Below are 20,355 nucleotides of genomic sequence, written 5' to 3' on the forward strand. Positions count from 1 at the left end.
AAAATTTCATCTTTGGCTGCTTTTATCTAAATCGGAAAGTTGGATATTCTTTCATTCCTAAAAGCAATAATACTTTAATTACTTGTGCTTACGGAGTGCGACGGGCGAAAGATTTTTACACCATTACCGAGAAAAATGTTCCAGGGATGCGACTTTGTCGCATCCCTGGAACATCAAAAAACATGGTTAATGTGTAAAACTCGTTTTCGTTCAAAGTACTCCAAAACACCGTTTTTACAGAACCTAGTAGTTGTGTTATCACTAATTCAGCAAGTAATTTACTGGGCACTTTTGGTTAACCAATATGTCTAGAAATAAATAAAGACTGACCGAAATAAATTCGGTCAGTCTTATTTAAATTACGCTTTTTTCATTAATTGAGCTTTCTTACGAGTAGCTGCGTTTTTATGAATTAAACCTTTAGAAGCTGCTTTCTCCAATTGTTGGATTGCAGATTTAATAAGTTCTTTTGCGTTTTCATCGTTGTTAAGTGCAGCATTGTCAGCTTTTTTTACAGCAGTACGCATTGCAGATTTAGCAGTTGCGTTTTGAGCGTTCAATGTAGCGTTTTTCTTAACACGTTTGATTGCAGATTTAATATTTGGCATAACTTTCACCTCCTAAAATGGTCTCGAGATGATATTTCTTTGTTGAAACTGTCTAATACAACAAGCATTATTTTAACAAACGCAAAAACAAATTGCAATATATAAATGCAAAGAATATTTACTTGACACATCGACCAAACTATTTTGGAGGTGAATTTTATGTGGGGACGAACAGATTTATTAGATGAATCAGATGAAATGGTAAGACATCGTTCAAAAGAAGATAAGAATACGTTGGAAAAATCAGAGGGTATAAAATTTGACGAAAGTAGAGAGGGAGCAGTTTTAGTCACGTCTATTGAAGTAGACGAAAACGGAGAAAAAGAACTAGGGAAGAAAAAAGGAAAATATATTACCTTAACAGACTTAACTGTAAGTCCGGATGATGATCGAAGCTTTCAACATTTAGAAAGAGTATTTGTCGATAAGCTAAGGGAAATGCATGAAAACATTAAACTGACAAAGTCATCCAAAATCTTAATAATAGGTCTAGGAAATGCTCTTATCACACCAGATGCCATTGGTCCAAAAGCGATTGAAATTTTACAAAGTTCTGCATTAACTGTTGAAGAACATATAAAAGTTGTTATGTACGCACCAGGGGTAACAGGTCAAACAGGATTTGAAACAAGCGACTTTATAGAAGCAATAAGCAAGGCGTTTCAACCAGATCTAATCATTGTATTAGATGCGCTAGCTGCTAGAAACAGTGAGCGACTTTGCAAAACAATCCAAATCACCAATACAGGTATACATCCTGGTTCTGGCGTTGGAAACCAACGAAAAGAAGTTTCCGAGGAAGTATACGGTGTGCCTGTTACGGCAATTGGAATACCAATGGTTGTGGACGGCCCTGTTCTATATGCGGATGCGATGGAACAAGTTATTCACTATATTGCATCCAAAATAGAAGAAAAGGGAAGTCCTTCTTCGGCATTAGCCGTAACCCCGATGGTTTCTAACAAAAAACCAACGATCGACAAAGCGATTTTACAACCTATCTTTGGGGAATGGGTCACTTGGCCAACTGAAGAAAAAAGAAAATTGTTCGAAGAGGTTTTTGTTGGAAGGAATCCTTCTTTGTTTGTGACGCCGAAAGAAACAGATGCATGGGTGGAACAATATGCTCATTTACTTTCTAACAGCTTAGAGACATGGATCACTAGCAGATGATATCGTTCTAAAATTCCACTTTTCCACATACGATTATGTGAGGAGAGTGGAATATATGGCTAAATACCTGAAGAATTTAACAAGCATCTTAATCCTTTTATTTTTAGCGCCTATCATTATTGCTACCGTCCAAACACCTCTTTTTACAACTCAACCGGAACAATCGGAACAACCGGAACAAGTGGAAGAAAAGGAAAAAGAGGAGATCCCTGTAGTCTATGCGGCACAATTGGAAAAAAAACCAGTCGTCCAAGAAGTAGTAGTGGAGCCGAAACAAGCATTTGTTTACTTTACTCATTCGCAAGAAGCCTATCAACCGATACTTGCTGCACAAGGTGAAAAAATAGCAATTTATCATCCCATAAACAATATCACGACTTTTCAAGACCAGATTAATGCCCAGTTTGCTTTTCATCAACTAGAGACTACCTTTTTAGAAAACTACAACAAGAAAGAAATGGATGACTATAACTCAATACGTCCATTAGTACAACAAGCAATCGGGCAAAATAATTATGACATTATTTTAGATATTCACAGAGATTCCGCAAGAGCAAAAGTAACGACACTTAAAAGTGGGGAAGCAAGTTATGCTAAATTTATATTCGTTATTGGCCGAGAGCATCCTAACTACAGATGGAATGAACAACTTGCACAAAACCTCTCTAACCAATTAAATAAATTAGTTCCTGGCATTTCACGGGGGATATTACCGAAAGAAGGCAAGGGAGTAGATGGAGTATACAATCAAGACCTTTCAAAAAATTTACTTAATGTTGAATTGGGAGGCATTGATAATACCGAAGAAGAAATTAATCGTTCTATTGCAATTCTAGCGAAAGCTTTATCGAATATGTTAAATGAACAGTTGCCATCATAAGGGAGAATAAGAGATGAAGCAGTTTACGTTTGCTTCATCTCTTTTTGTATGAAAATATTCTCCTAGATTGTGTTATGTACAGGTTTTTGATAAGATTAAAATCTGGCAAAAAATTATTTATATTGACTTTTTTGTAGAAAAATAATGAGACGTGTACATAAAATATTTCAGTAATATTTCTTAAACAATCCTTTATCTGTTATAATGCAAGTAGTTTAATTAGGAGTGAACAAGTATGAATCATGAAGAGAGATTAGCACGACAGAAAAAAATACGTAACTTTTCGATTATCGCGCATATTGACCACGGTAAATCGACGCTTGCTGATCGTATTTTAGAAAAAACACAAACAGTTACATCAAGAGAAATGCAAAGCCAATTACTCGATTCCATGGACCTAGAAAGAGAACGTGGAATTACGATTAAATTGAATGCCGTTCAATTGACATATACAGCAAAAGATGGAGAAGAATATATTTTTCACTTAATCGACACACCAGGACATGTCGATTTCACATATGAAGTATCGAGAAGTTTAGCTGCCTGTGAAGGAGCAATACTTGTAGTAGATGCTGCACAAGGAATCGAAGCTCAAACGCTTGCAAATGTATATTTAGCATTAGATAATGACTTGGAAATTCTACCGGTTATTAATAAAATCGATTTACCTGCTGCCGATCCAGAACGAGTGAAACAAGAAGTGGAAGATGTAATCGGGTTGGATGCTTCAGAAGCAGTACATGCTTCTGCAAAAGCCGGAATTGGTATTGAAGAAATTTTAGAACAAATAGTTGAAAAAGTTCCTGCACCTACTGGAGATCCTTCAGCGCCACTTAAAGCGCTTATATTTGACTCGTTATTTGATCCGTACCGTGGGGTAATTGTTTATATTCGAATTGTGGAAGGTACAGTGAAACCTGGGGACAAGATTAAAATGATGTCTTCTGGTAAAGAATTCGAAGTTGTTGAAACAGGTGTATTTACACCAAAAGCTACAATGCGTTCAGAACTAACTGTTGGTGACGTTGGATTCTTAACTGCATCCATGAAGCATGTGGGTGACTCGAGTGTGGGGGATACCATTACACTGGCTTCGAACCCAGCACAAGAAGCGCTACCAGGATATCGAAAAATGAATCCGATGGTATTCTGTGGTTTATATCCAATCGATAACTCTAAATATGTAGATTTACGGGATGCACTTGAAAAATTAGAGTTAAATGACTCCGCTTTAGAGTTTGAACCGGAAACATCTCAAGCGCTAGGATTTGGTTATCGTTGTGGTTTCTTAGGACTCCTACATATGGAAATCATCCAAGAGCGTATTGAACGTGAATTTAAAATCGATTTAATAACGACAGCTCCAAGCGTTATTTATGATGTTAAGTTAACAAGTGGGGAAACGATTAAAGTCGATAACCCATCGATGATGCCTGAAGTACAAAAAGTAGATAAAATTGAAGAGCCGTATGTGAAGGCATCGATTATGGTTCCGGAAGATTATGTTGGTTCAGTTATGGAGTTATGCCAGCGTAAACGCGGAAACTTTATCACAATGGATTATTTGTCATCTGCACGTGTGAATATAATTTATGAAATCCCACTTTCAGAAATTGTATATGATTTCTTTGATGCACTAAAATCTAGTACAAAGGGTTATGCATCCTTTGACTACGAGTTAATCGGTTATAAAGAATCGAAATTAGTGAAGATGGATATTCTGCTTAATAGCGAAAAAGTGGATGCTTTAAGCTTTATCGTACACAAAGACTTTGCATATGAGCGCGGAAAAGTAATTGTAGAAAAGTTAAAAGCACTAATACCAAGACAGCAATTCGAAGTGCCGGTACAAGCGGCAATCGGTCAAAAAATTGTTGCTCGTTCAACGATTAAATCAATCGGTAAAAACGTATTAGCAAAATGTTACGGTGGAGATATTTCTCGTAAGCGTAAACTTCTTGAAAAACAAAAAGAAGGTAAAAAACGTATGAAACAAGTAGGTTCTGTAGAAGTTCCTCAAGAGGCGTTTATGGCAGTTCTTAAAATGGATGAGCCAAATAAATAACAAGAAAGAAGGGGGCGCGAATTTGATAGCCCTCTTTTTCTTATATAGAGAGTTGGAAACAGTATGGTACGAGGAGTATATATCCATATACCTTTTTGTCATCAAATTTGTAATTATTGTGATTTCAATAAATTCTTTTTTCATAATCAGCCAGTCGATGAATATATTGAAGCGCTGGGACAAGAAATGGCTTTATGGGCGGATGATTTAAAAAATGCATCGATCGAAACAATTTTTATCGGTGGAGGCACGCCGACTTCATTGTCTGTTCAGCAATTGGATCGCCTATTTACACTTATTGAAACACATATCCCAATGGAAAAGTTAGTAGAATTCACATCTGAAGCAAATCCAGACGAGTTAACACTTGAAAAAATGCAACTGATGCGTAAGTTTGGGGTAAACCGTTTAAGTATGGGTGTGCAAACTTTCGATCAAGACCTGTTAAAAGTCCTTGGAAGAACGCATTCCAATGATCATGTATATAAAGTAATCGAATATGCGAAACAAACGGATTTCCCTTCGATCAGCATAGACCTAATGTACGGCTTACCAAATCAAACAATGGACCAATGGAAAGCATCTTTAAAAGAAGCATTTCGTTTGAACATTCCTCATATTTCTGCATATTCTTTACTTGTTGAGCCTAAAACCATTTTTTATAATCTGTTGTCGAAAGGAAAGCTTACACTTCCTGGAGAGGATCTAGAGGCGGACATGTATAGCTATTTAATGGATGAAATGAAGTTGCATGGATATGCTCAATATGAAATTAGTAATTTTGCCCATAAAGGAAAGGAATCCAAACATAATTTGCTTTATTGGGATAATGATGAATATATTGGGCTTGGAGCGGGAGCACATGGGTATGTAAATAGTATGCGCTATTCCAATCATGGTCCTTTAAAAAAGTATATGCATACAATTGAAACGATGGAAAAACCTATTATGATGCAAAAAGAAGTTACTCGAGTTGAAAAAATGGAAGAAGAAATGTTTTTAGGCTTGCGTAAAAACGAAGGAGTTTCATTAGTTCGTTTTGAACAAAGATACAATCAAACGTTACAACAAGTGTATGGAAAAGAAATAGATGAACTTTTGGAAAAAGAGTTTGTCACGATCGAAAACGGCTTTATCAAACTTACGAAACGAGGACGCTTTGTTGGGAACGAAGTATTTCAATATTTTCTTACAAGCTAAATCGTTGACAGTTCACTATAGATTTGATAAATTTTCTATATAAGTATTAGCACTCTATATGAGTGAGTGCTAACAGAGGTGATAATCATGCTAACTAATCGGCAATTATTAATATTGCAAGTAACGGTAGATGATTTTATCGAAACCGCTCAACCAGTTGGATCTCGCCAACTTTCGAAAAAGGAGGAAGTTCCATTTAGTCCTGCTACTATTCGAAATGATATGGCAGATTTAGAAGAAATGGGCTATTTAGAAAAAACACATACTTCGTCTGGTCGCGTGCCTTCGCAAAAAGGCTATCGTTACTATGTAGACAATATGCTAACTCCACAACGAATATCGAAAAGTGAGATCAAACAAATCCGTTCTATTTTTGAAGAACGTATGGTAGAGACGGAACAAATAATTCGTAAATCTGCGGCAATATTGTCCGAATTAACGAATTATACCTCTATAATGCTAGGCTTAGATGTGAGAAAACATCGTGTCAAACGCTTTTCTATCGTCCCTTTAACGGATGATTCCGCTGTTGCTATTATTGTGACGGATAGCGGACATGTAGAAAATCGTGTATTTTCCATACCGGAAAGCTTTACCGCATCGGATATTGAAAGAATGGTCAATTTGATTAATGAGCGTTTAGTAGGTGTTCATTTACATGAGCTTCCAGCTAAACTAGAAGCTGTTACATTAGCAGTTTTAAGACAAAATAATGGTCGATTAAACGACTTATTAGGATCATTAAACAAAGCACTAACAATTGAACATGAAGATAAAGTTTACTACGGTGGGAAAATGCAACTGCTAAATCAACCTGAATTTAATGATGTAGAAAAAGCACGAAGTATTATGTATTGGATGGATCATGTAAATCAAATGCCTGGGTTATTCCATTTAGACCAAAAAGGAATTCAAATTCGAATCGGTACTGAAAACAACCATCTGGCTATGGAGGATTGTAGTATTATTACAGCTTCCTATGACATTGGGGAGGAACAAATCGGTTCCATTGCAATCATTGGACCTACTCGAATGGATTACAAGCGAGTCGTTTCTTTACTAGATGTGATGAGTGGGGATCTATCGAGAGAATTATCGAAAATTTTACATGGACCGCATGGATAAGGAGAGTTGCTAGTTATGTCAGAACAAAAAGATGAAATTGTAGAAGAATTAGAAGCTGAAAAGCTAGATGAACAAGCAGACGTTCCAGCTGAAGATGAGGTAGCTGAAACAGAAGAAGACGTAGTAGAAGAAGCTGTAGAAGAAGTTGATGAGCTAACGCTTGTTAAACAACAGTTAGAAGAAGAACAAAATAAAGCAATTCGTTTAAGAGCTGATTTTGAAAACTATAAACGTCGTGTTCAACTAGATAAAGAGGCAGATTATAAATACCGTGCGCAATCTGTATTATCAGATATTTTGCCGGTGCTAGATAATTTCGAACGTGCATTAGCCGTTGAAACTACTAGTGAAGAAGCTGCTTCTTTAGCAAAAGGCGTAGAAATGGTGTATCGTTCTTTACTAGATGCAGTAAAAAAAGAAGGCTTAGAACAAATTGAAGCGGAAGGCGTTCCTTTTGATCCGAACTTCCATCAAGCAGTAATGCAGGAAAAAGACGATACGAAAGATTCAGGTATCGTGCTTCAAGAATTGCAAAAAGGGTATAAGTTAAAAGATAGAATTTTAAGACCATCTATGGTTAAAGTTAACGAATAAAATTTCATTTAGTGATGATTATATGCACTTTATATTTAGGAGGAACTATTTATGTCTAAAATTATCGGTATTGACTTAGGAACAACAAACTCATGTGTATCTGTATTAGAAGGTGGAGAACCTAAAGTAATTCCAAATCCAGAAGGTAACCGCACAACTCCATCTGTTGTAGCATTCAAAAATGGCGAAAAACAAGTTGGGGAAGTAGCAAAACGTCAATCCATTACAAATCCAAATACGATTGCTTCTGTAAAACGTTTAATGGGTACAAATGAAAAAGTATCAGCAGAAGGTAAAGAATATACACCACAAGAAGTATCTGCAATGATTCTTCAATACTTAAAAGGATTCGCAGAAGAATACTTAGGTGAAAAAGTAACAAAAGCAGTTATTACAGTTCCTGCTTACTTTAACGATGCAGAACGTCAAGCAACAAAAGATGCTGGTCGTATCGCTGGTCTTGAAGTAGAACGTATTATTAACGAACCGACTGCAGCAGCTTTAGCATACGGTTTAGATAAAATGGATCATGATGAAAAAATTCTGGTTTACGATTTAGGTGGAGGTACATTTGACGTATCTATCCTAGAGCTAGGAGACGGAGTATTTGAAGTTCTAGCAACAGCTGGAGACAACCGTCTTGGTGGGGATGACTTTGACCAAGTATTAATGGACTACTTAGTACAAGAATTCAAAAAAGATAACGGAATTGATTTATCACAAGATAAAATGGCTGTACAACGTCTAAAAGATGCAGCTGAAAAAGCGAAAAAAGATCTATCAGGTGTAACATCTACTCAAATTTCACTTCCTTTCATTACAGCTGGAGAAGCTGGACCACTTCACTTGGAAGTAACAATGACTCGTGCGAAATTTGATGATTTAACAGCACACCTAGTAGAGCGTACAATGGTACCAACTCGTCAAGCAATGAAAGATGCTGGATTATCTGCTTCTCAAATTGATAAAGTAATTTTAGTTGGTGGTTCTACTCGAATTCCTGCAGTACAAGATGCGATTAAAAAAGAAACTGGTAAAGAACCACATAAAGGTGTAAACCCAGATGAAGTAGTAGCAATGGGTGCTGCAGTTCAAGGTGGAGTATTAACTGGAGATGTGAAAGACGTTGTATTACTTGACGTAACACCACTTTCTTTAGGTATTGAAACAATGGGTGGCGTATTTACGAAACTAATCGAACGTAATACAACAATCCCAACTTCAAAATCTCAAACATTCTCAACGGCAGCTGATAACCAACCAGCAGTAGATATTCACGTTCTACAAGGTGAACGTCCAATGTCAGCGGATAACAAAACACTTGGTCGTTTCCAACTTGCGGATATTCCACCAGCTCCACGTGGTGTACCACAAATCGAAGTAACATTTGATATCGATAAAAACGGTATTGTAAATGTTAAAGCGAAAGATCTTGGAACTGGAAAAGAACAAAATATTACAATTCAATCGAACTCTTCATTATCTGACGAAGAAATCGAGCGTATGGTAAAAGAAGCGGAAGCAAATGCAGAAGCGGATAAAGTTCGTAAAGAAGAAGCTGAAGTGAAAAACGAAGCAGATCAATTAGTATTCATGACAGAAAAAACATTAAAAGATTTAGAAGACAAAGTTTCAGAAGAAGAGAAAAAATCTGCTGAAGATGCAAAAGAAGCGTTAAAAGCTGCTCTTGAAGCTGGTAACCTAGAAGATATTAAAGCGAAAAAAGATGCGTTAAATGAAATCGTACAACAGCTTACAATGAAATTATATGAGCAAGCACAAGCTGATGCTGCTGCAAACGGTGGCGCACAAGCTGATGCAAAAGACGACGGTGTTGTTGACGCTGAATTTGAAGAAGTAAATGACGATAAAGACAACAAGTAAGTTGTAAGTTAGTCGGTAAGGAAAAGTCAAAGACCGTATTCGGCTTTGGCTTTTCTTACTGTTTAGACTAGATTATTGTTCCGTGTTACAATATTCATTACGTGTAGGTAAAGAGCAGGAGAGTGAACAATGGAAAAACGTGATTATTATGAGGTACTAGGAGTTTCTAAAGGTGCTTCTCAAGATGAGATAAAAAAAGCGTATCGCAAGCTTTCGAAGCAATATCACCCGGATATTAACAAAGCGGCAGACGCTGATGCTAAGTTCAAGGAAATTACTGAAGCATATGAAGTATTAAGCGATGATCAAAAAAGAGCTCAATATGATCAATTTGGTCATGCTGGTCCAAACCAAGGATTTGGTGGATTTGGTGGCGGAGACGGCTTTGGCTTCGAAGATATTTTCAGTTCGTTTTTCGGCGGTGGGGGAAGCTCAAGACGACGTGACCCTAACGCACCTAGAAAAGGCAGTGATCTTCAATATACGATGACAATCGAATTTGAAGAAGCTGTTTTCGGAAAAGAAACAGAAATAGATGTGGCAAAAGAAGAGACATGTGATACATGTACTGGAACCGGTGCAAAACCAGGAACTCACCCTGAAAAATGTTCACATTGTAATGGCCAAGGTCAAGTGAACGTTACACAAGACACACCATTTGGTCGTATTCAAACGAAACGTGCTTGTCATTATTGTGAAGGTACTGGGAAAATCATCAAAGAAAAATGTTCTACTTGTCACGGTAAAGGTACTGTAAATAAACGCAAAAAAATTAAAGTGACGATTCCAGCAGGTGTAGATGATGGTCAACAGCTTCGTGTAAGTGGGCAAGGGGAACCTGGTGTAAATGGTGGACCAGCAGGAGACTTATATATTGTATTCCGTGTAAAAGCCGATCCAAGATTTGAACGAGATGGCGATGATATTTATTATGAACTTCCATTGACATTCGCTCAAGCTGCACTTGGAGACGAGATAGAGGTACCGACAGTTCAAGGAAAAGTGAAACTAAAAATTCCTGCAGGTACACAGTCTCAAACAACATTCCGCTTAAAAGGAAAAGGTGTCAAAAACGTTCACGGATATGGCACTGGAGATCAACATGTCGTTGTAAAAGTGATTACACCGAAAAAATTAACGGAAAAACAAAAGCAGTTACTTCGTGAGTTTGCAGAAATTAGCGGAGATATTCCGGAAGAGCAAGGCAGTTCATTATTTGATAAAATCAAAAGAACGATAAAAGGTGAATAAAGGAGTGGCGCAAGTGAAATGGTCTGAACTATCCATTCATACGACGAATGAGGCAGTGGAAGCAATTAGCAATATTCTACATGAGGCTGGAGCAAGTGGAGTCGTTATCGAAGATTCAGAAGAGTTATTAAGAGAAAGAGAAGATGTTTTTGGTGAAATCTATAACTTAAATCCGGACGATTTCCCAGTAGATGGTGTACGAGTGAAGGCTTATTTAGCGGAAACTAGTTTTCTACTAGAAACAGTGGAAGAGATCAAACTTGCGATTAACAACTTACAAAACTTTAATATCGATCTTGGTCATAATAGTGTAACAGTACAAGAAGTAGACGAGGAAGATTGGGCTACTGCTTGGAAAAAATATTATCACCCAGTTAAAATATCGAATCGTTTTACAATCGTACCAACATGGGAAGACTATGAGCGTGTAAATACCGACGAATTAATCATTGAACTAGATCCAGGTATGGCGTTTGGAACAGGAACACACCCAACTACTGTTATGTGCTTACAAGCACTTGAAAAAACAGTACAAAAAGGAAATAGCGTTATTGATGTTGGGACTGGTTCAGGTGTCCTGTCTATAGGGGCAGCAAAATTAGGGGCAGCATCTATCCATGCATTAGATTTAGATGAGGTAGCTGTTCAATCTGCAAAAGAAAATATCGCTCTGAATAAGGTAAGTGATGTTGTTCAAGTAACCCATGGTAATTTACTTGACAATGTGAACGAAAAAGCAGATATCGTGGTTGCTAATATTTTAGCTGAAATTATTATGACATTTACAAATGACGCTTATTCCATCGTAAAAGATGGTGGATTATTTATAACATCAGGTATTATTGCAACGAAAAAAGAAGATGTTCGTAATTCCTTGCAGCAAGCGGGATTCGAAATCGAAGAAGTAATGATGATGGAAGACTGGGTTACAATCATTTCAAGAAAGCCTGAGAAATAAGGAGACGCTCATGCAACGTTATTTTACAAATGAACCTATTAAGGAAAATAATACAGTAACGATTACAGGCGAAGATGCGCATCATATGATTCAAGTGATGCGCATGTCTTCTGGTGACGATGTATATGTAGTAGCGAACAGCCAGACATATACAATGACCATCTTAGAAGGTACTTCTAAATCTGTGCTTTTACAGATAAAAGAAAAACATGAACAATCCACAGAATTGCCGATTAAAGTTTCCATCGTATGTGGACTTCCAAAAGGTGATAAGCTAGAATTAATAACGCAAAAAGCGACAGAGCTGGGTATGCATACACTTTATCCATTTGAGGCGAAACGCTCCATTGTAAAATGGGATAAACAAAAGAACGAGAAAAAAATCACTCGTTTACAAAAAATCGCAAAAGAAGCCGCAGAACAATCTCATCGCTCCTTTATCCCACTAATACATAAACCAATCTCATTGACCGAGCTGTTGGAAATTTCTAAATCGTATGATGTGAAATTTGTTGCGGATGAAGAAGACGCAAAGCTTGAACAGCGACAAAAGTTTGCTGACCAACTAAAAAAGGTGTATGATAAAAAATCGATACTAATCGTTTTTGGCCCAGAAGGTGGGCTCGATCGTCAGGAAGTACAACTACTGTTAGAAAATGAGTTTCAACCCATTGCACTTGGACCAAGGATTCTAAGAACAGAAACTGCACCGTTATATGCGCTTGCTGCAATTTCTTATGAATATGAATGAAAGAGGTGTGAGGACTTGTCATCCGTTGCATTCCATACATTAGGCTGTAAAGTTAACCACTATGAAACAGAGGCCATATGGCAATTATTTAAAGAAAATGGCTATGACCGTACTGATTTTGAAAAACAATCAGATGTATATGTGATAAATACATGTACCGTAACAAACACTGGTGATAAAAAAAGTCGGCAAGTGATTCGTCGTGCTATTCGCCAAAATCCAGATGCTGTTATTTGTGTTACTGGTTGCTATGCACAAACATCTCCTGCTGAAATAATGGCAATTCCAGGGGTAGATATCGTCGTAGGAACGCAAGAGCGCACAAAAATGCTTGATTATATTGAGCAGTATAAAACAGAGCGTCAACCGATTAATGCAGTAGGAAATATTATGAAAAACCGAGTATATGAGGAATTGGATGTTCCTGCCTTTACAGATCGTACGCGCGCGTCATTAAAAATCCAAGAAGGCTGTAACAACTTTTGTACTTTTTGTATTATCCCGTGGGCTCGTGGGTTAATGCGTTCAAGAGACCCAGAAGAAGTGGTTCATCAAGCGCAACAGCTTGTAGATGCAGGTTATTTAGAAATCGTATTAACAGGCATCCACACAGGAGGATACGGCGAAGACTTAAAAGATTATAATTTAGCACAGCTTTTAAGAGATATCGAATCCAAAGTAAAAGGCTTAAAACGTCTTCGTATTAGCTCGATTGAAGCAAGCCAATTAACAGATGAAGTAATCGATGTTTTAAGAGATTCTAATATTGTTGTAAGACATTTACACATTCCAATTCAATCTGGATCTAATACCGTTTTAAAAAGAATGCGTAGAAAATATACGATGGAGTTTTTCGCGAATCGATTAGATAGACTGAGAGAAGCACTCCCAGACTTAGCAATTACTTCTGACGTGATTGTTGGTTTCCCAGGTGAAACAGAAGAGGAATTTATGGAAACGTTTAACTTTATTCGTGATCAAAAATTCTCCGAACTTCATGTATTCCCTTATTCAAAACGTACAGGCACACCTGCGGCAAGAATGGACAACCAAGTAGATGAAGAGATTAAAAATGAACGTGTTCACCGATTAATCACGTTGAATGATCAGCTTGCTGCACAGTACGCATCTCGTTTTGAAGGAGAAGTATTAGAGATAATCCCAGAAGAAAAATACAAATTAGATTCTGATACTAATTTATACGAGGGCTATACTGATAATTATTTGAAGGTCGTTATCCCTGGTACAGAAGATTTAATAGGAAAACTAGTACGAGTCAAAATCACGAAGGCTGGTTATCCATACAATGAAGGTCAATTTGTTCGTGTATTAGAAAATGCAGAGGAACAACTTGTATAAGTCAGTGAGTATAATCTCACTGGCTTTTTTTTTATTTTTCCATTATGATATAGAGGTACGTACAACTCGAAAGGGAGATAATATAATGACTCAAAATATTGCAGCATTAATCGATCATACATTATTAAAACAAGATGCTACTAAAAACCAAATTGAAAAACTTTGCGAGGAAGCAAAAACCTATACTTTTGCCTCTGTTTGTGTGAATCCGACTTGGGTAAACTTGAGCGCACAATTATTACAAGGTACACCAGTAAAGGTTTGTACGGTAATTGGTTTCCCACTTGGTGCAAGCACAACTGAAGTAAAAGCATTTGAAACAACAAATGCTATACAAAACGGCGCAGAAGAAATCGACATGGTTATAAACGTTGGTGCGTTAAAAGATCGTGATTATAATTTTGTGCAAAAAGATATCGAGGCTGTAGTACAAGCTGCTAAAGGAAAAGCAATTGTAAAAGTTATTTTAGAAACTTGCTTGTTAACAGACGAAGAAATTTTGAGAGCTAGTGAAATATCTAAGCTTGCAGGAGCAGATTTTGTCAAAACTTCTACTGGATTTTCTACAGGAGGAGCAACAGTAAATGCGGTGAAGTTAATGCGCGGAGCAGTCGGTCCAGAGCTAGGAGTTAAGGCTTCTGGTGGTGTTCGCAGCTTGTCGGATTTACAAGCGATGGTAGACGCAGGTGCAACTAGAATTGGTGCAAGCTCAGGTGTAGAAATTGTTCAGGGCTTGGAAAGTAAATCTGATTATTAATTTAGGCGAAAGTATTGACCAACTGTAAAGTATACGGTATAATTTTTTAGTACATAACACTAGGTTATGTGCTTGACGTGTGTTCGGAGGGAGGGAAAAAGAGATGTCAAAAACTGTCGTTCGTAAAAACGAATCGCTTGAAGATGCTCTTCGCCGCTTCAAACGTACTGTATCTAAAAGTGGTACAATTCAAGAGGTAAGAAAGCGCGAGTTTTATGAAAAACCAAGCGTAAAACGTAAAAAGAAATCTGAAGCTGCCCGTAAACGTAAATTCTAATTTATTTAAATTTACCAAGCTTCGAAGCATTGGTTTCTAAAACCAAGCGTGAAACGTAAAAAGAAATCAGAAGCTGCACGTAAACGTAAGTGGTAAATTAATCCCAACCATCCCTACGTTCAAAACACGTACTGTATGATTAACATTTACAATTATGTAAACCGAGAAAATTTATTTTCTCGGTTTATTTTCATTTTTGAAACTTTTATGGTGCTCATCCGTATAAAGTAATATACATATAGATGAAGGGAGGTTTAAGGATGAAATTGTCACGGATCATTATTTATTTCTGTTTATTGGTATTGTCATTTTTCCTAGTTGTTCCTACATTCACTGCTGATTCACCGAGTGTTTATAAAATTCCCATCCATAAGGAAGTGGAAAAGGGTTTATATGCCTTTTTAGAGCGTTCTATACATGATGCAGAAGAAGCAGGAGCAAACGCAATTATCTTCGAAATAAATACCCCTGGTGGCTTTGTAGACTCTGCTCAGAAAATTGCAGATTTACTTGATTCTACTTCGATTCGAAAAATAGCGTATATAAATTCGGAAGCGTTATCAGCAGGAGCTTTTATAGCTTTGCATATGGATGAAATTTATATGTCCCCGAGTGGCACAATCGGAGCAGCTGCTGTAATTGATAGTATTGGCAATACAGCAGATGAAAAAGCAAATAGCGCATGGAAAGCAAAAATGATAAATGCTGCAAAGCTTACGGAAAAAGATCCAAAATTTGCGCAGGCAATGGCTGACGATCAGGTAGATTTACCTCAATATAGAGCACCAGTTGGAAAATTATTAACACTTACTGCTGGAGAAGCACTAGAAGTAGGTTACTCGAATGGAACGGTAAAATCATTAGAAGAATTGTTAGATAAGACAAATCTTTCAAATGCAAAAGTCATTGAATCAGAAGAAACATTTATGGAATCGGTTGCGCGATTTATTACACATCCAATTATCGTGCCAATTTTATTGTCCATTGCAAGTTTGGGGTTGATAGTTGAGCTATATTCTCCGGGATTTGGAGTTGCAGGGACGATGGGGCTTATCTCCATTGGATTGTTCTTTTTTGGGCATTTAGTTGCTGGTCTTGCAGGCTATGAAACATTGATCATTTTTATCATTGGGGTTCTTTTAATAATAGCCGAGTTCTTCCTGCCCGGAGGAATTAGTGGTATATTAGGTGCAGCTGCTATTATTTTTAGTATAATACTAGCAGGAGGCAATATTGTACAAATGAGTATTGCTGTTTTAATTGCTTTAACAGTAGCTATAGTGGGAATGGTGATTATTATGAAATTCTTTGGAAAGCGGTTGAAAGCGTTTAACAAGATTATCTTGTCAGATGCAACAACAACGGAGCAAGGATATGTGTCCAACGAAAATAGAATTGATTTAATTGGCAAAGTGGCCGTTACAATGACTGCCCTTAGACCATCCGGAACTATACGTATCGACAATGAGCGAATCGATGCAGTATCCGATGGAAGTTTTGTTGCGAAGGATAAACAAGTTATGATTATTAAAGTAGAAGGCTCTCGTATTGTTGTACGAGAAGTCGCAGAAGAGGAGGCAACATAATGTTATTCACTGGATCAACCATTACGTTAATTATTGTGATCGTTTTAGCATTTATCGTGCTATCTGTGTTCTTTACGTTTTTTCCGATTACACTATGGATTTCAGCGCTTGCAGCTGGCGTAAGAATTAGTATTTTTACACTTGTAGGGATGAGGTTACGTCGAGTAATTCCATCACGCATTGTTAATCCACTTATTAAAGCACATAAAGCTGGTTTAAAAGTGGCTATCAATCAATTAGAGAGCCACTATCTTGCAGGTGGTAATGTGGACCGTGTTGTTAACGCTCTTATTGCCGCACACCGTGCCAATATTGAGCTTACATTTGAACGAGCAGCAGCGATCGATCTAGCTGGTCGTGACGTACTAGAAGCCGTGCAAATGTCTGTAAACCCGAAAGTAATTGAAACACCATTTATCGCCGGGGTTGCGATGAACGGGATTGAAGTAAAAGCGAAAGCGCGTATTACTGTACGTGCCAATATCGACCGTCTAGTCGGAGGTGCGGGTGAAGAAACAATCGTTGCCCGTGTTGGGGAAGGTATTATTTCTACAATCGGGTCGAGTACTAGTCATGAACGTGTGCTTGAGAATCCGGACTTAATTTCTCAAACTGTATTGGCTAAAGGATTAGACTCTGGTACAGCTTTTGAAATTCTATCGATTGATATTGCGGACGTTGATATAGGTAAAAATATTGGTGCAGAACTTCAAACAGAGCAAGCTGAAGCAGATAAGAAAATTGCGCAAGCAAAAGCGGAAGAGCGCCGTGCAATGGCTGTTGCCTCTGAGCAAGAGATGAAAGCGAAAGTAGTAGAAATGCGTTCTAAAGTAGTAGAAGCAGAAGCAGAAGTTCCACTTGCGATGGCAGAAGCTTTAAGAGAAGGTAATATCGGTGTGATGGATTATATGAATTATAAAAATATCCAAGCGGACACTAGCATGAGAGATTCCATTAGTAAAGTCGGAGGAGATAAACCTTCTACTGGAGAGTTGAAAGACTAGTCTAAAACCGCGGAAAGGAGGTCTTCTCCTTGGAAGGTATTATTTTACTCATTGTTTCCTTACTCATAAGTACAATTTTTGGAAAGAAAAAGCAAAATCAAAATCCAACAAAAGTACCTAAGCAAGTAAATAAAACTCCTGAGATTAAACCTTTTGTAGAGAATCCTTTTAAAAACTTAGGGGAGCTAGCAAAGGAATTTAAACAAGAACAACAAGCAAAAATAGAACGTAGACCGAATAATCCAAAACCAGAACCTGTTAAAACGGTGACGGTAGAAAAAGGTCAACGTGAAGTCAGTCGCGATCAAGGTGCACAAAGATCATCTGGTCGTCTATCTGTTCACCAAGGAAATAGACCAGTTGTGAATACTGCCAAGCCAGTGATGGCGAGCGTTTTACCGGAAACGAAGGATGAGCTTATTCGAGCAATTGTTTTGTCCGAAATATTAGCTCCACCAAAATCCAAAAGATAACTCATGAACACTCCTTTACATGCATAAATTCATGTAAAGGGGTGTTTTTTATAAAACAATTATTTCCACTCCACGCGAGTATTATGATTGATAATTTTAATGACATTATTTTAGATTACGAAATAACCCTTCTTAAGTTAAATGAAAACAGCGTATTATGTTCGTATGATCATTATTTGTTGGAAATTAATGCAGATAGTCTACAGATAAAATCTCTATCATCGGATCGTCTGCATTTAACAGTAGAACGTCTTAACTTTTTTAATATAACTAGGAAGGATCGTACGTAATGGCAAGCCTTATACGAGTACAAATTCCGATAACTACAGATCAACATGCTCTATTTCAGCGTTTGTTTGCTATAAATATCCATGTATACAACGTATATAGCAGAGAAAATTATTTATACTTTTCTATAAAAAAGAAAGACTTAAGGGCATTTCGAAAAATAAGAAAAGCGATGAGAATCCCAGTACAGTTAGTGGATGAATCCAAAAAAGGAATTATTTCTACTCATTCATACTCTTTCATAGGAGTCGCTCTATTTTTCATTATACCTGTATTGCTGGCACAATTTATTTGGACAATTCATATCGAATCGGATTCACCTGAAAATAATATTTTGCTCTATGAAGAACTAAAGGCGATGAATATTAAAGAAAAAATGCTTACCTCTTCGTTACCTGCTGAACAAGAAATAAGGCAGAAGATTTTATTGAAGTACAAAGAGTATTCATGGGTGCATTTTGCTCAATCGGGTTCTACGCTAATCGTATCCCCGATGCTTGCCCCAATAAAAACCGAACGAGATATAAAAGACGCACCGCCAGTCCATTTAATCGCTAAGAGAAGTGGAGTTATTACAGATTTTGAACTAGTAAAAGGAGTAAGAGCTGTACAGAAGAATGTGGCGGTTAAAAAAGGGGATACGCTCGTGAATGGATTCGTGACGCAAGGAGATAAACGAATAATAACGAGTGCAGAAGGAAAAGTATATGCAAATTATTGGATTGAACTTCAGTTTGAACTTCCCAAAAAAGTATCGATTGTAAAGCCAAATGAAAGAGAGTTGCTGATACAAAAAAAGGGGAAGACGAATGTACCCTACTGGAAAGAGATCGTTCTTCCTTCTTTCTTACAAAAATATGTTGTGGCTGGATATGTACAAAATAATATAGAGGAAAGTTACGAGTTAAGTGAGAAGTCGATGGAACGATTAATACGTCCATTACTATTTCAAAAAATAATCAATGATTTGCCTGCGGGCACACAAATATTAGAAGATAAAGTTTTGCAGGTATCTATACAAAATGATAAAGTAAAAGGGAAGGTATTATTATTAGTAAATGAAGACATTGCAACACCACAAGTTATACCCCAAGGAGACGAAGCATGAGCGAACAAAAACAACTCGATATAAATTTGCAGGACCCAGCAGAAGCAGTAATGCTTCTCGGAATATCAGATAAAAATGTAAAGCTAATTGAAGCGGAACTAAAGGTACAACTAATTACAAGAGGCGAACAAATACAAATTGTTGGCGAAGAGAAAAATGTTGAAGAAGCGAAAAAGCTAATGATACAACTTCTTTCTGTTATACGCAAAGGCATCAATATTAACCTAAGAGATGTTACGTCTGCTATTGAAATGAGCTTGAATGGAACGATTGAATACTTCTCTAGCTTATATGATGAAGAAATTGCGAGAAATACAAAAGGCAAAGCTATTCGTGCTAAAACGATTGGTCAAAGAGAATATATACAAGGAATTCGGCATTCAGATTTAACGTTTGGAATAGGTCCAGCAGGTACAGGTAAAACATACCTTGCAGTTGTGATGGCCACACAGGCTTTAAAAAATGCACATGTGAAAAAAATCATTTTAACACGTCCTGCTGTCGAGGCAGGAGAGAGCCTAGGTTTCTTGCCTGGAGACTTAAAAGAGAAGGTAGACCCTTACTTACGTCCGTTATATGATGCATTACATGATGTGCTAGGTACGGAACAGACAGACCGCTTAATGGAGCGAGGTACAATTGAAATTGCGCCGCTTGCTTACATGCGTGGTAGAACGCTGGATGACGCCTTTGTTATTTTAGATGAAGCGCAAAATACAACGAAAGCTCAAATGAAGATGTTTTTAACCCGTCTTGGTTTTGGTTCGAAAATGGTTATTACAGGAGATAAAACGCAAATAGATTTACCAAAAGGTGCTGAATCTGGATTAATCGTGGCGGAGAAAATTTTAGGCCATGTTGCTGGTATCCATTTTCAATACCTAGAACAGGGAGATGTCGTCCGTCACCCATTAGTTGCTAAAATTATTCAGGCATATGACGAGCAACAATCATAGTATTTCTATAAAGCAACGGTCCAGTAGCTGACTGTTGCTTTTGTTAATTTTCAGGAAA

At 37.3% G+C, this 20,355-nt stretch carries 19 protein-coding genes; 18 read left to right on the forward strand and 1 reads right to left on the reverse strand.

Features of this window, described 5'->3' with window-relative positions; genetic code table 11:
* Positions 1 to 359: 359 nt before the first annotated feature.
* Positions 360 to 608 carry a 30S ribosomal protein S20 gene (gene rpsT, locus ACIP9W_RS01805; RefSeq protein WP_142538269.1) on the reverse strand — a complete coding sequence of 83 codons (249 nt, stop codon included), beginning with the start codon at positions 606 to 608 and terminating at the stop codon, positions 360 to 362.
* Between the two features lie 159 nt (positions 609 to 767).
* Here rpsT and gpr point away from each other — a divergent pair, with 159 nt between their 5' ends.
* The 18 genes from gpr to ACIP9W_RS01895 all read left to right on the forward strand — a co-directional run bounded on the left by gpr (position 768) and on the right by ACIP9W_RS01895 (position 20,297).
* Positions 768 to 1,781 carry a GPR endopeptidase gene (gene gpr / locus ACIP9W_RS01810; protein ID WP_400785439.1) on the forward strand — a complete coding sequence of 338 codons (1,014 nt, stop codon included), beginning with the start codon at positions 768 to 770 and terminating at the stop codon, positions 1,779 to 1,781.
* Positions 1,782 to 1,836: 55 nt separating this feature from the next.
* Complete coding sequence (gene spoIIP, locus ACIP9W_RS01815; RefSeq protein ID WP_400785441.1) at positions 1,837 to 2,661, forward strand: stage II sporulation protein P; 825 nt, start codon at positions 1,837 to 1,839, stop codon at positions 2,659 to 2,661.
* A 235-nt stretch (positions 2,662 to 2,896) separates the two neighbouring features.
* A complete protein-coding gene (gene lepA, locus ACIP9W_RS01820; RefSeq protein WP_400785443.1) occupies positions 2,897 to 4,726 on the forward strand; it encodes a translation elongation factor 4 in 1,830 nt (609 codons plus the stop codon).
* Between the two features lie 63 nt (positions 4,727 to 4,789).
* The gene (gene hemW / locus ACIP9W_RS01825; protein ID WP_400785445.1) at positions 4,790 to 5,926 is read left to right on the forward strand and encodes a radical SAM family heme chaperone HemW; all 1,137 of its coding nucleotides are present in this window, start codon (positions 4,790 to 4,792) and stop codon (positions 5,924 to 5,926) included.
* Positions 5,927 to 6,013: 87 nt separating this feature from the next.
* On the forward strand, positions 6,014 to 7,051 hold the full coding sequence (gene hrcA / locus ACIP9W_RS01830) for a heat-inducible transcriptional repressor HrcA (RefSeq protein ID WP_400785447.1): 1,038 nt from the start codon (positions 6,014 to 6,016) through the stop codon (positions 7,049 to 7,051).
* Between the two features lie 15 nt (positions 7,052 to 7,066).
* On the forward strand, positions 7,067 to 7,645 hold the full coding sequence (grpE, locus tag ACIP9W_RS01835) for a nucleotide exchange factor GrpE (RefSeq protein ID WP_400785449.1): 579 nt from the start codon (positions 7,067 to 7,069) through the stop codon (positions 7,643 to 7,645).
* A gap of 51 nt (positions 7,646 to 7,696) precedes the next feature.
* A complete protein-coding gene (gene dnaK, locus ACIP9W_RS01840) occupies positions 7,697 to 9,529 on the forward strand; it encodes a molecular chaperone DnaK (RefSeq protein ID WP_400785451.1) in 1,833 nt (610 codons plus the stop codon).
* 129 nt (positions 9,530 to 9,658) lie between these two features.
* Positions 9,659 to 10,780, forward strand: coding sequence for a molecular chaperone DnaJ (dnaJ, locus tag ACIP9W_RS01845; RefSeq protein WP_400785453.1), 1,122 nt, complete (start codon positions 9,659 to 9,661; stop codon positions 10,778 to 10,780).
* 13 nt (positions 10,781 to 10,793) lie between these two features.
* Positions 10,794 to 11,738, forward strand: a complete 945-nt coding sequence (prmA, locus tag ACIP9W_RS01850; RefSeq protein ID WP_400785454.1) for a 50S ribosomal protein L11 methyltransferase — start codon at positions 10,794 to 10,796, stop codon at positions 11,736 to 11,738.
* A 10-nt stretch (positions 11,739 to 11,748) separates the two neighbouring features.
* Positions 11,749 to 12,489, forward strand: coding sequence for a 16S rRNA (uracil(1498)-N(3))-methyltransferase (locus tag ACIP9W_RS01855; protein WP_400785456.1), 741 nt, complete (start codon positions 11,749 to 11,751; stop codon positions 12,487 to 12,489).
* Between the two features lie 15 nt (positions 12,490 to 12,504).
* Complete coding sequence (gene mtaB / locus ACIP9W_RS01860) at positions 12,505 to 13,848, forward strand: tRNA (N(6)-L-threonylcarbamoyladenosine(37)-C(2))-methylthiotransferase MtaB (RefSeq protein ID WP_400785458.1); 1,344 nt, start codon at positions 12,505 to 12,507, stop codon at positions 13,846 to 13,848.
* Positions 13,849 to 13,933: 85 nt separating this feature from the next.
* On the forward strand, positions 13,934 to 14,605 hold the full coding sequence (gene deoC / locus ACIP9W_RS01865) for a deoxyribose-phosphate aldolase (RefSeq protein WP_400785460.1): 672 nt from the start codon (positions 13,934 to 13,936) through the stop codon (positions 14,603 to 14,605).
* 103 nt (positions 14,606 to 14,708) lie between these two features.
* The gene (gene rpsU, locus ACIP9W_RS01870; RefSeq protein WP_016426884.1) at positions 14,709 to 14,882 is read left to right on the forward strand and encodes a 30S ribosomal protein S21; all 174 of its coding nucleotides are present in this window, start codon (positions 14,709 to 14,711) and stop codon (positions 14,880 to 14,882) included.
* Between the two features lie 260 nt (positions 14,883 to 15,142).
* Positions 15,143 to 16,468, forward strand: a complete 1,326-nt coding sequence (locus ACIP9W_RS01875; protein WP_400785463.1) for an NfeD family protein — start codon at positions 15,143 to 15,145, stop codon at positions 16,466 to 16,468.
* On the forward strand, positions 16,468 to 17,472 hold the full coding sequence (floA, locus tag ACIP9W_RS01880; RefSeq protein ID WP_282243554.1) for a flotillin-like protein FloA: 1,005 nt from the start codon (positions 16,468 to 16,470) through the stop codon (positions 17,470 to 17,472). Before ACIP9W_RS01875 ends, floA begins: the two co-directional genes overlap by 1 nt.
* A 29-nt stretch (positions 17,473 to 17,501) precedes the next feature.
* Positions 17,502 to 17,945: a hypothetical protein gene (locus ACIP9W_RS01885; RefSeq protein WP_400785465.1), complete on the forward strand. Its 444-nt coding sequence runs from the start codon at positions 17,502 to 17,504 to the stop codon at positions 17,943 to 17,945.
* Between the two features lie 289 nt (positions 17,946 to 18,234).
* Positions 18,235 to 19,341, forward strand: a complete 1,107-nt coding sequence (locus ACIP9W_RS01890; protein ID WP_400785467.1) for a sporulation protein YqfD — start codon at positions 18,235 to 18,237, stop codon at positions 19,339 to 19,341.
* Positions 19,338 to 20,297 carry a PhoH family protein gene (locus ACIP9W_RS01895; RefSeq protein ID WP_400785469.1) on the forward strand — a complete coding sequence of 320 codons (960 nt, stop codon included), beginning with the start codon at positions 19,338 to 19,340 and terminating at the stop codon, positions 20,295 to 20,297. The genes ACIP9W_RS01890 and ACIP9W_RS01895 overlap by 4 nt, the downstream gene beginning before the upstream one ends.
* The last annotated feature ends 58 nt before the right edge of the window (positions 20,298 to 20,355 follow it).

Source organism: Psychrobacillus sp. NPDC093180, from assembly GCF_044754065.1.
Classification (GTDB): domain Bacteria; phylum Bacillota; class Bacilli; order Bacillales_A; family Planococcaceae; genus Psychrobacillus.

Coding starts and splice junctions, on each gene's coding strand:
- rpsT (WP_142538269.1), bottom strand. CDS start 608: ATGCCAAATATTAAATCTGCAATCAAACGTGTTAAGAAAAACGCTACA.
- gpr (WP_400785439.1), top strand. CDS start 768: ATGTGGGGACGAACAGATTTATTAGATGAATCAGATGAAATGGTAAGA.
- spoIIP (WP_400785441.1), top strand. CDS start 1,837: ATGGCTAAATACCTGAAGAATTTAACAAGCATCTTAATCCTTTTATTT.
- lepA (WP_400785443.1), top strand. CDS start 2,897: ATGAATCATGAAGAGAGATTAGCACGACAGAAAAAAATACGTAACTTT.
- hemW (WP_400785445.1), top strand. CDS start 4,790: ATGGTACGAGGAGTATATATCCATATACCTTTTTGTCATCAAATTTGT.
- hrcA (WP_400785447.1), top strand. CDS start 6,014: ATGCTAACTAATCGGCAATTATTAATATTGCAAGTAACGGTAGATGAT.
- grpE (WP_400785449.1), top strand. CDS start 7,067: ATGTCAGAACAAAAAGATGAAATTGTAGAAGAATTAGAAGCTGAAAAG.
- dnaK (WP_400785451.1), top strand. CDS start 7,697: ATGTCTAAAATTATCGGTATTGACTTAGGAACAACAAACTCATGTGTA.
- dnaJ (WP_400785453.1), top strand. CDS start 9,659: ATGGAAAAACGTGATTATTATGAGGTACTAGGAGTTTCTAAAGGTGCT.
- ACIP9W_RS01855 (WP_400785456.1), top strand. CDS start 11,749: ATGCAACGTTATTTTACAAATGAACCTATTAAGGAAAATAATACAGTA.
- deoC (WP_400785460.1), top strand. CDS start 13,934: ATGACTCAAAATATTGCAGCATTAATCGATCATACATTATTAAAACAA.
- rpsU (WP_016426884.1), top strand. CDS start 14,709: ATGTCAAAAACTGTCGTTCGTAAAAACGAATCGCTTGAAGATGCTCTT.
- ACIP9W_RS01875 (WP_400785463.1), top strand. CDS start 15,143: ATGAAATTGTCACGGATCATTATTTATTTCTGTTTATTGGTATTGTCA.
- floA (WP_282243554.1), top strand. CDS start 16,468: ATGTTATTCACTGGATCAACCATTACGTTAATTATTGTGATCGTTTTA.
- ACIP9W_RS01890 (WP_400785467.1), top strand. CDS start 18,235: ATGGCAAGCCTTATACGAGTACAAATTCCGATAACTACAGATCAACAT.
- ACIP9W_RS01895 (WP_400785469.1), top strand. CDS start 19,338: ATGAGCGAACAAAAACAACTCGATATAAATTTGCAGGACCCAGCAGAA.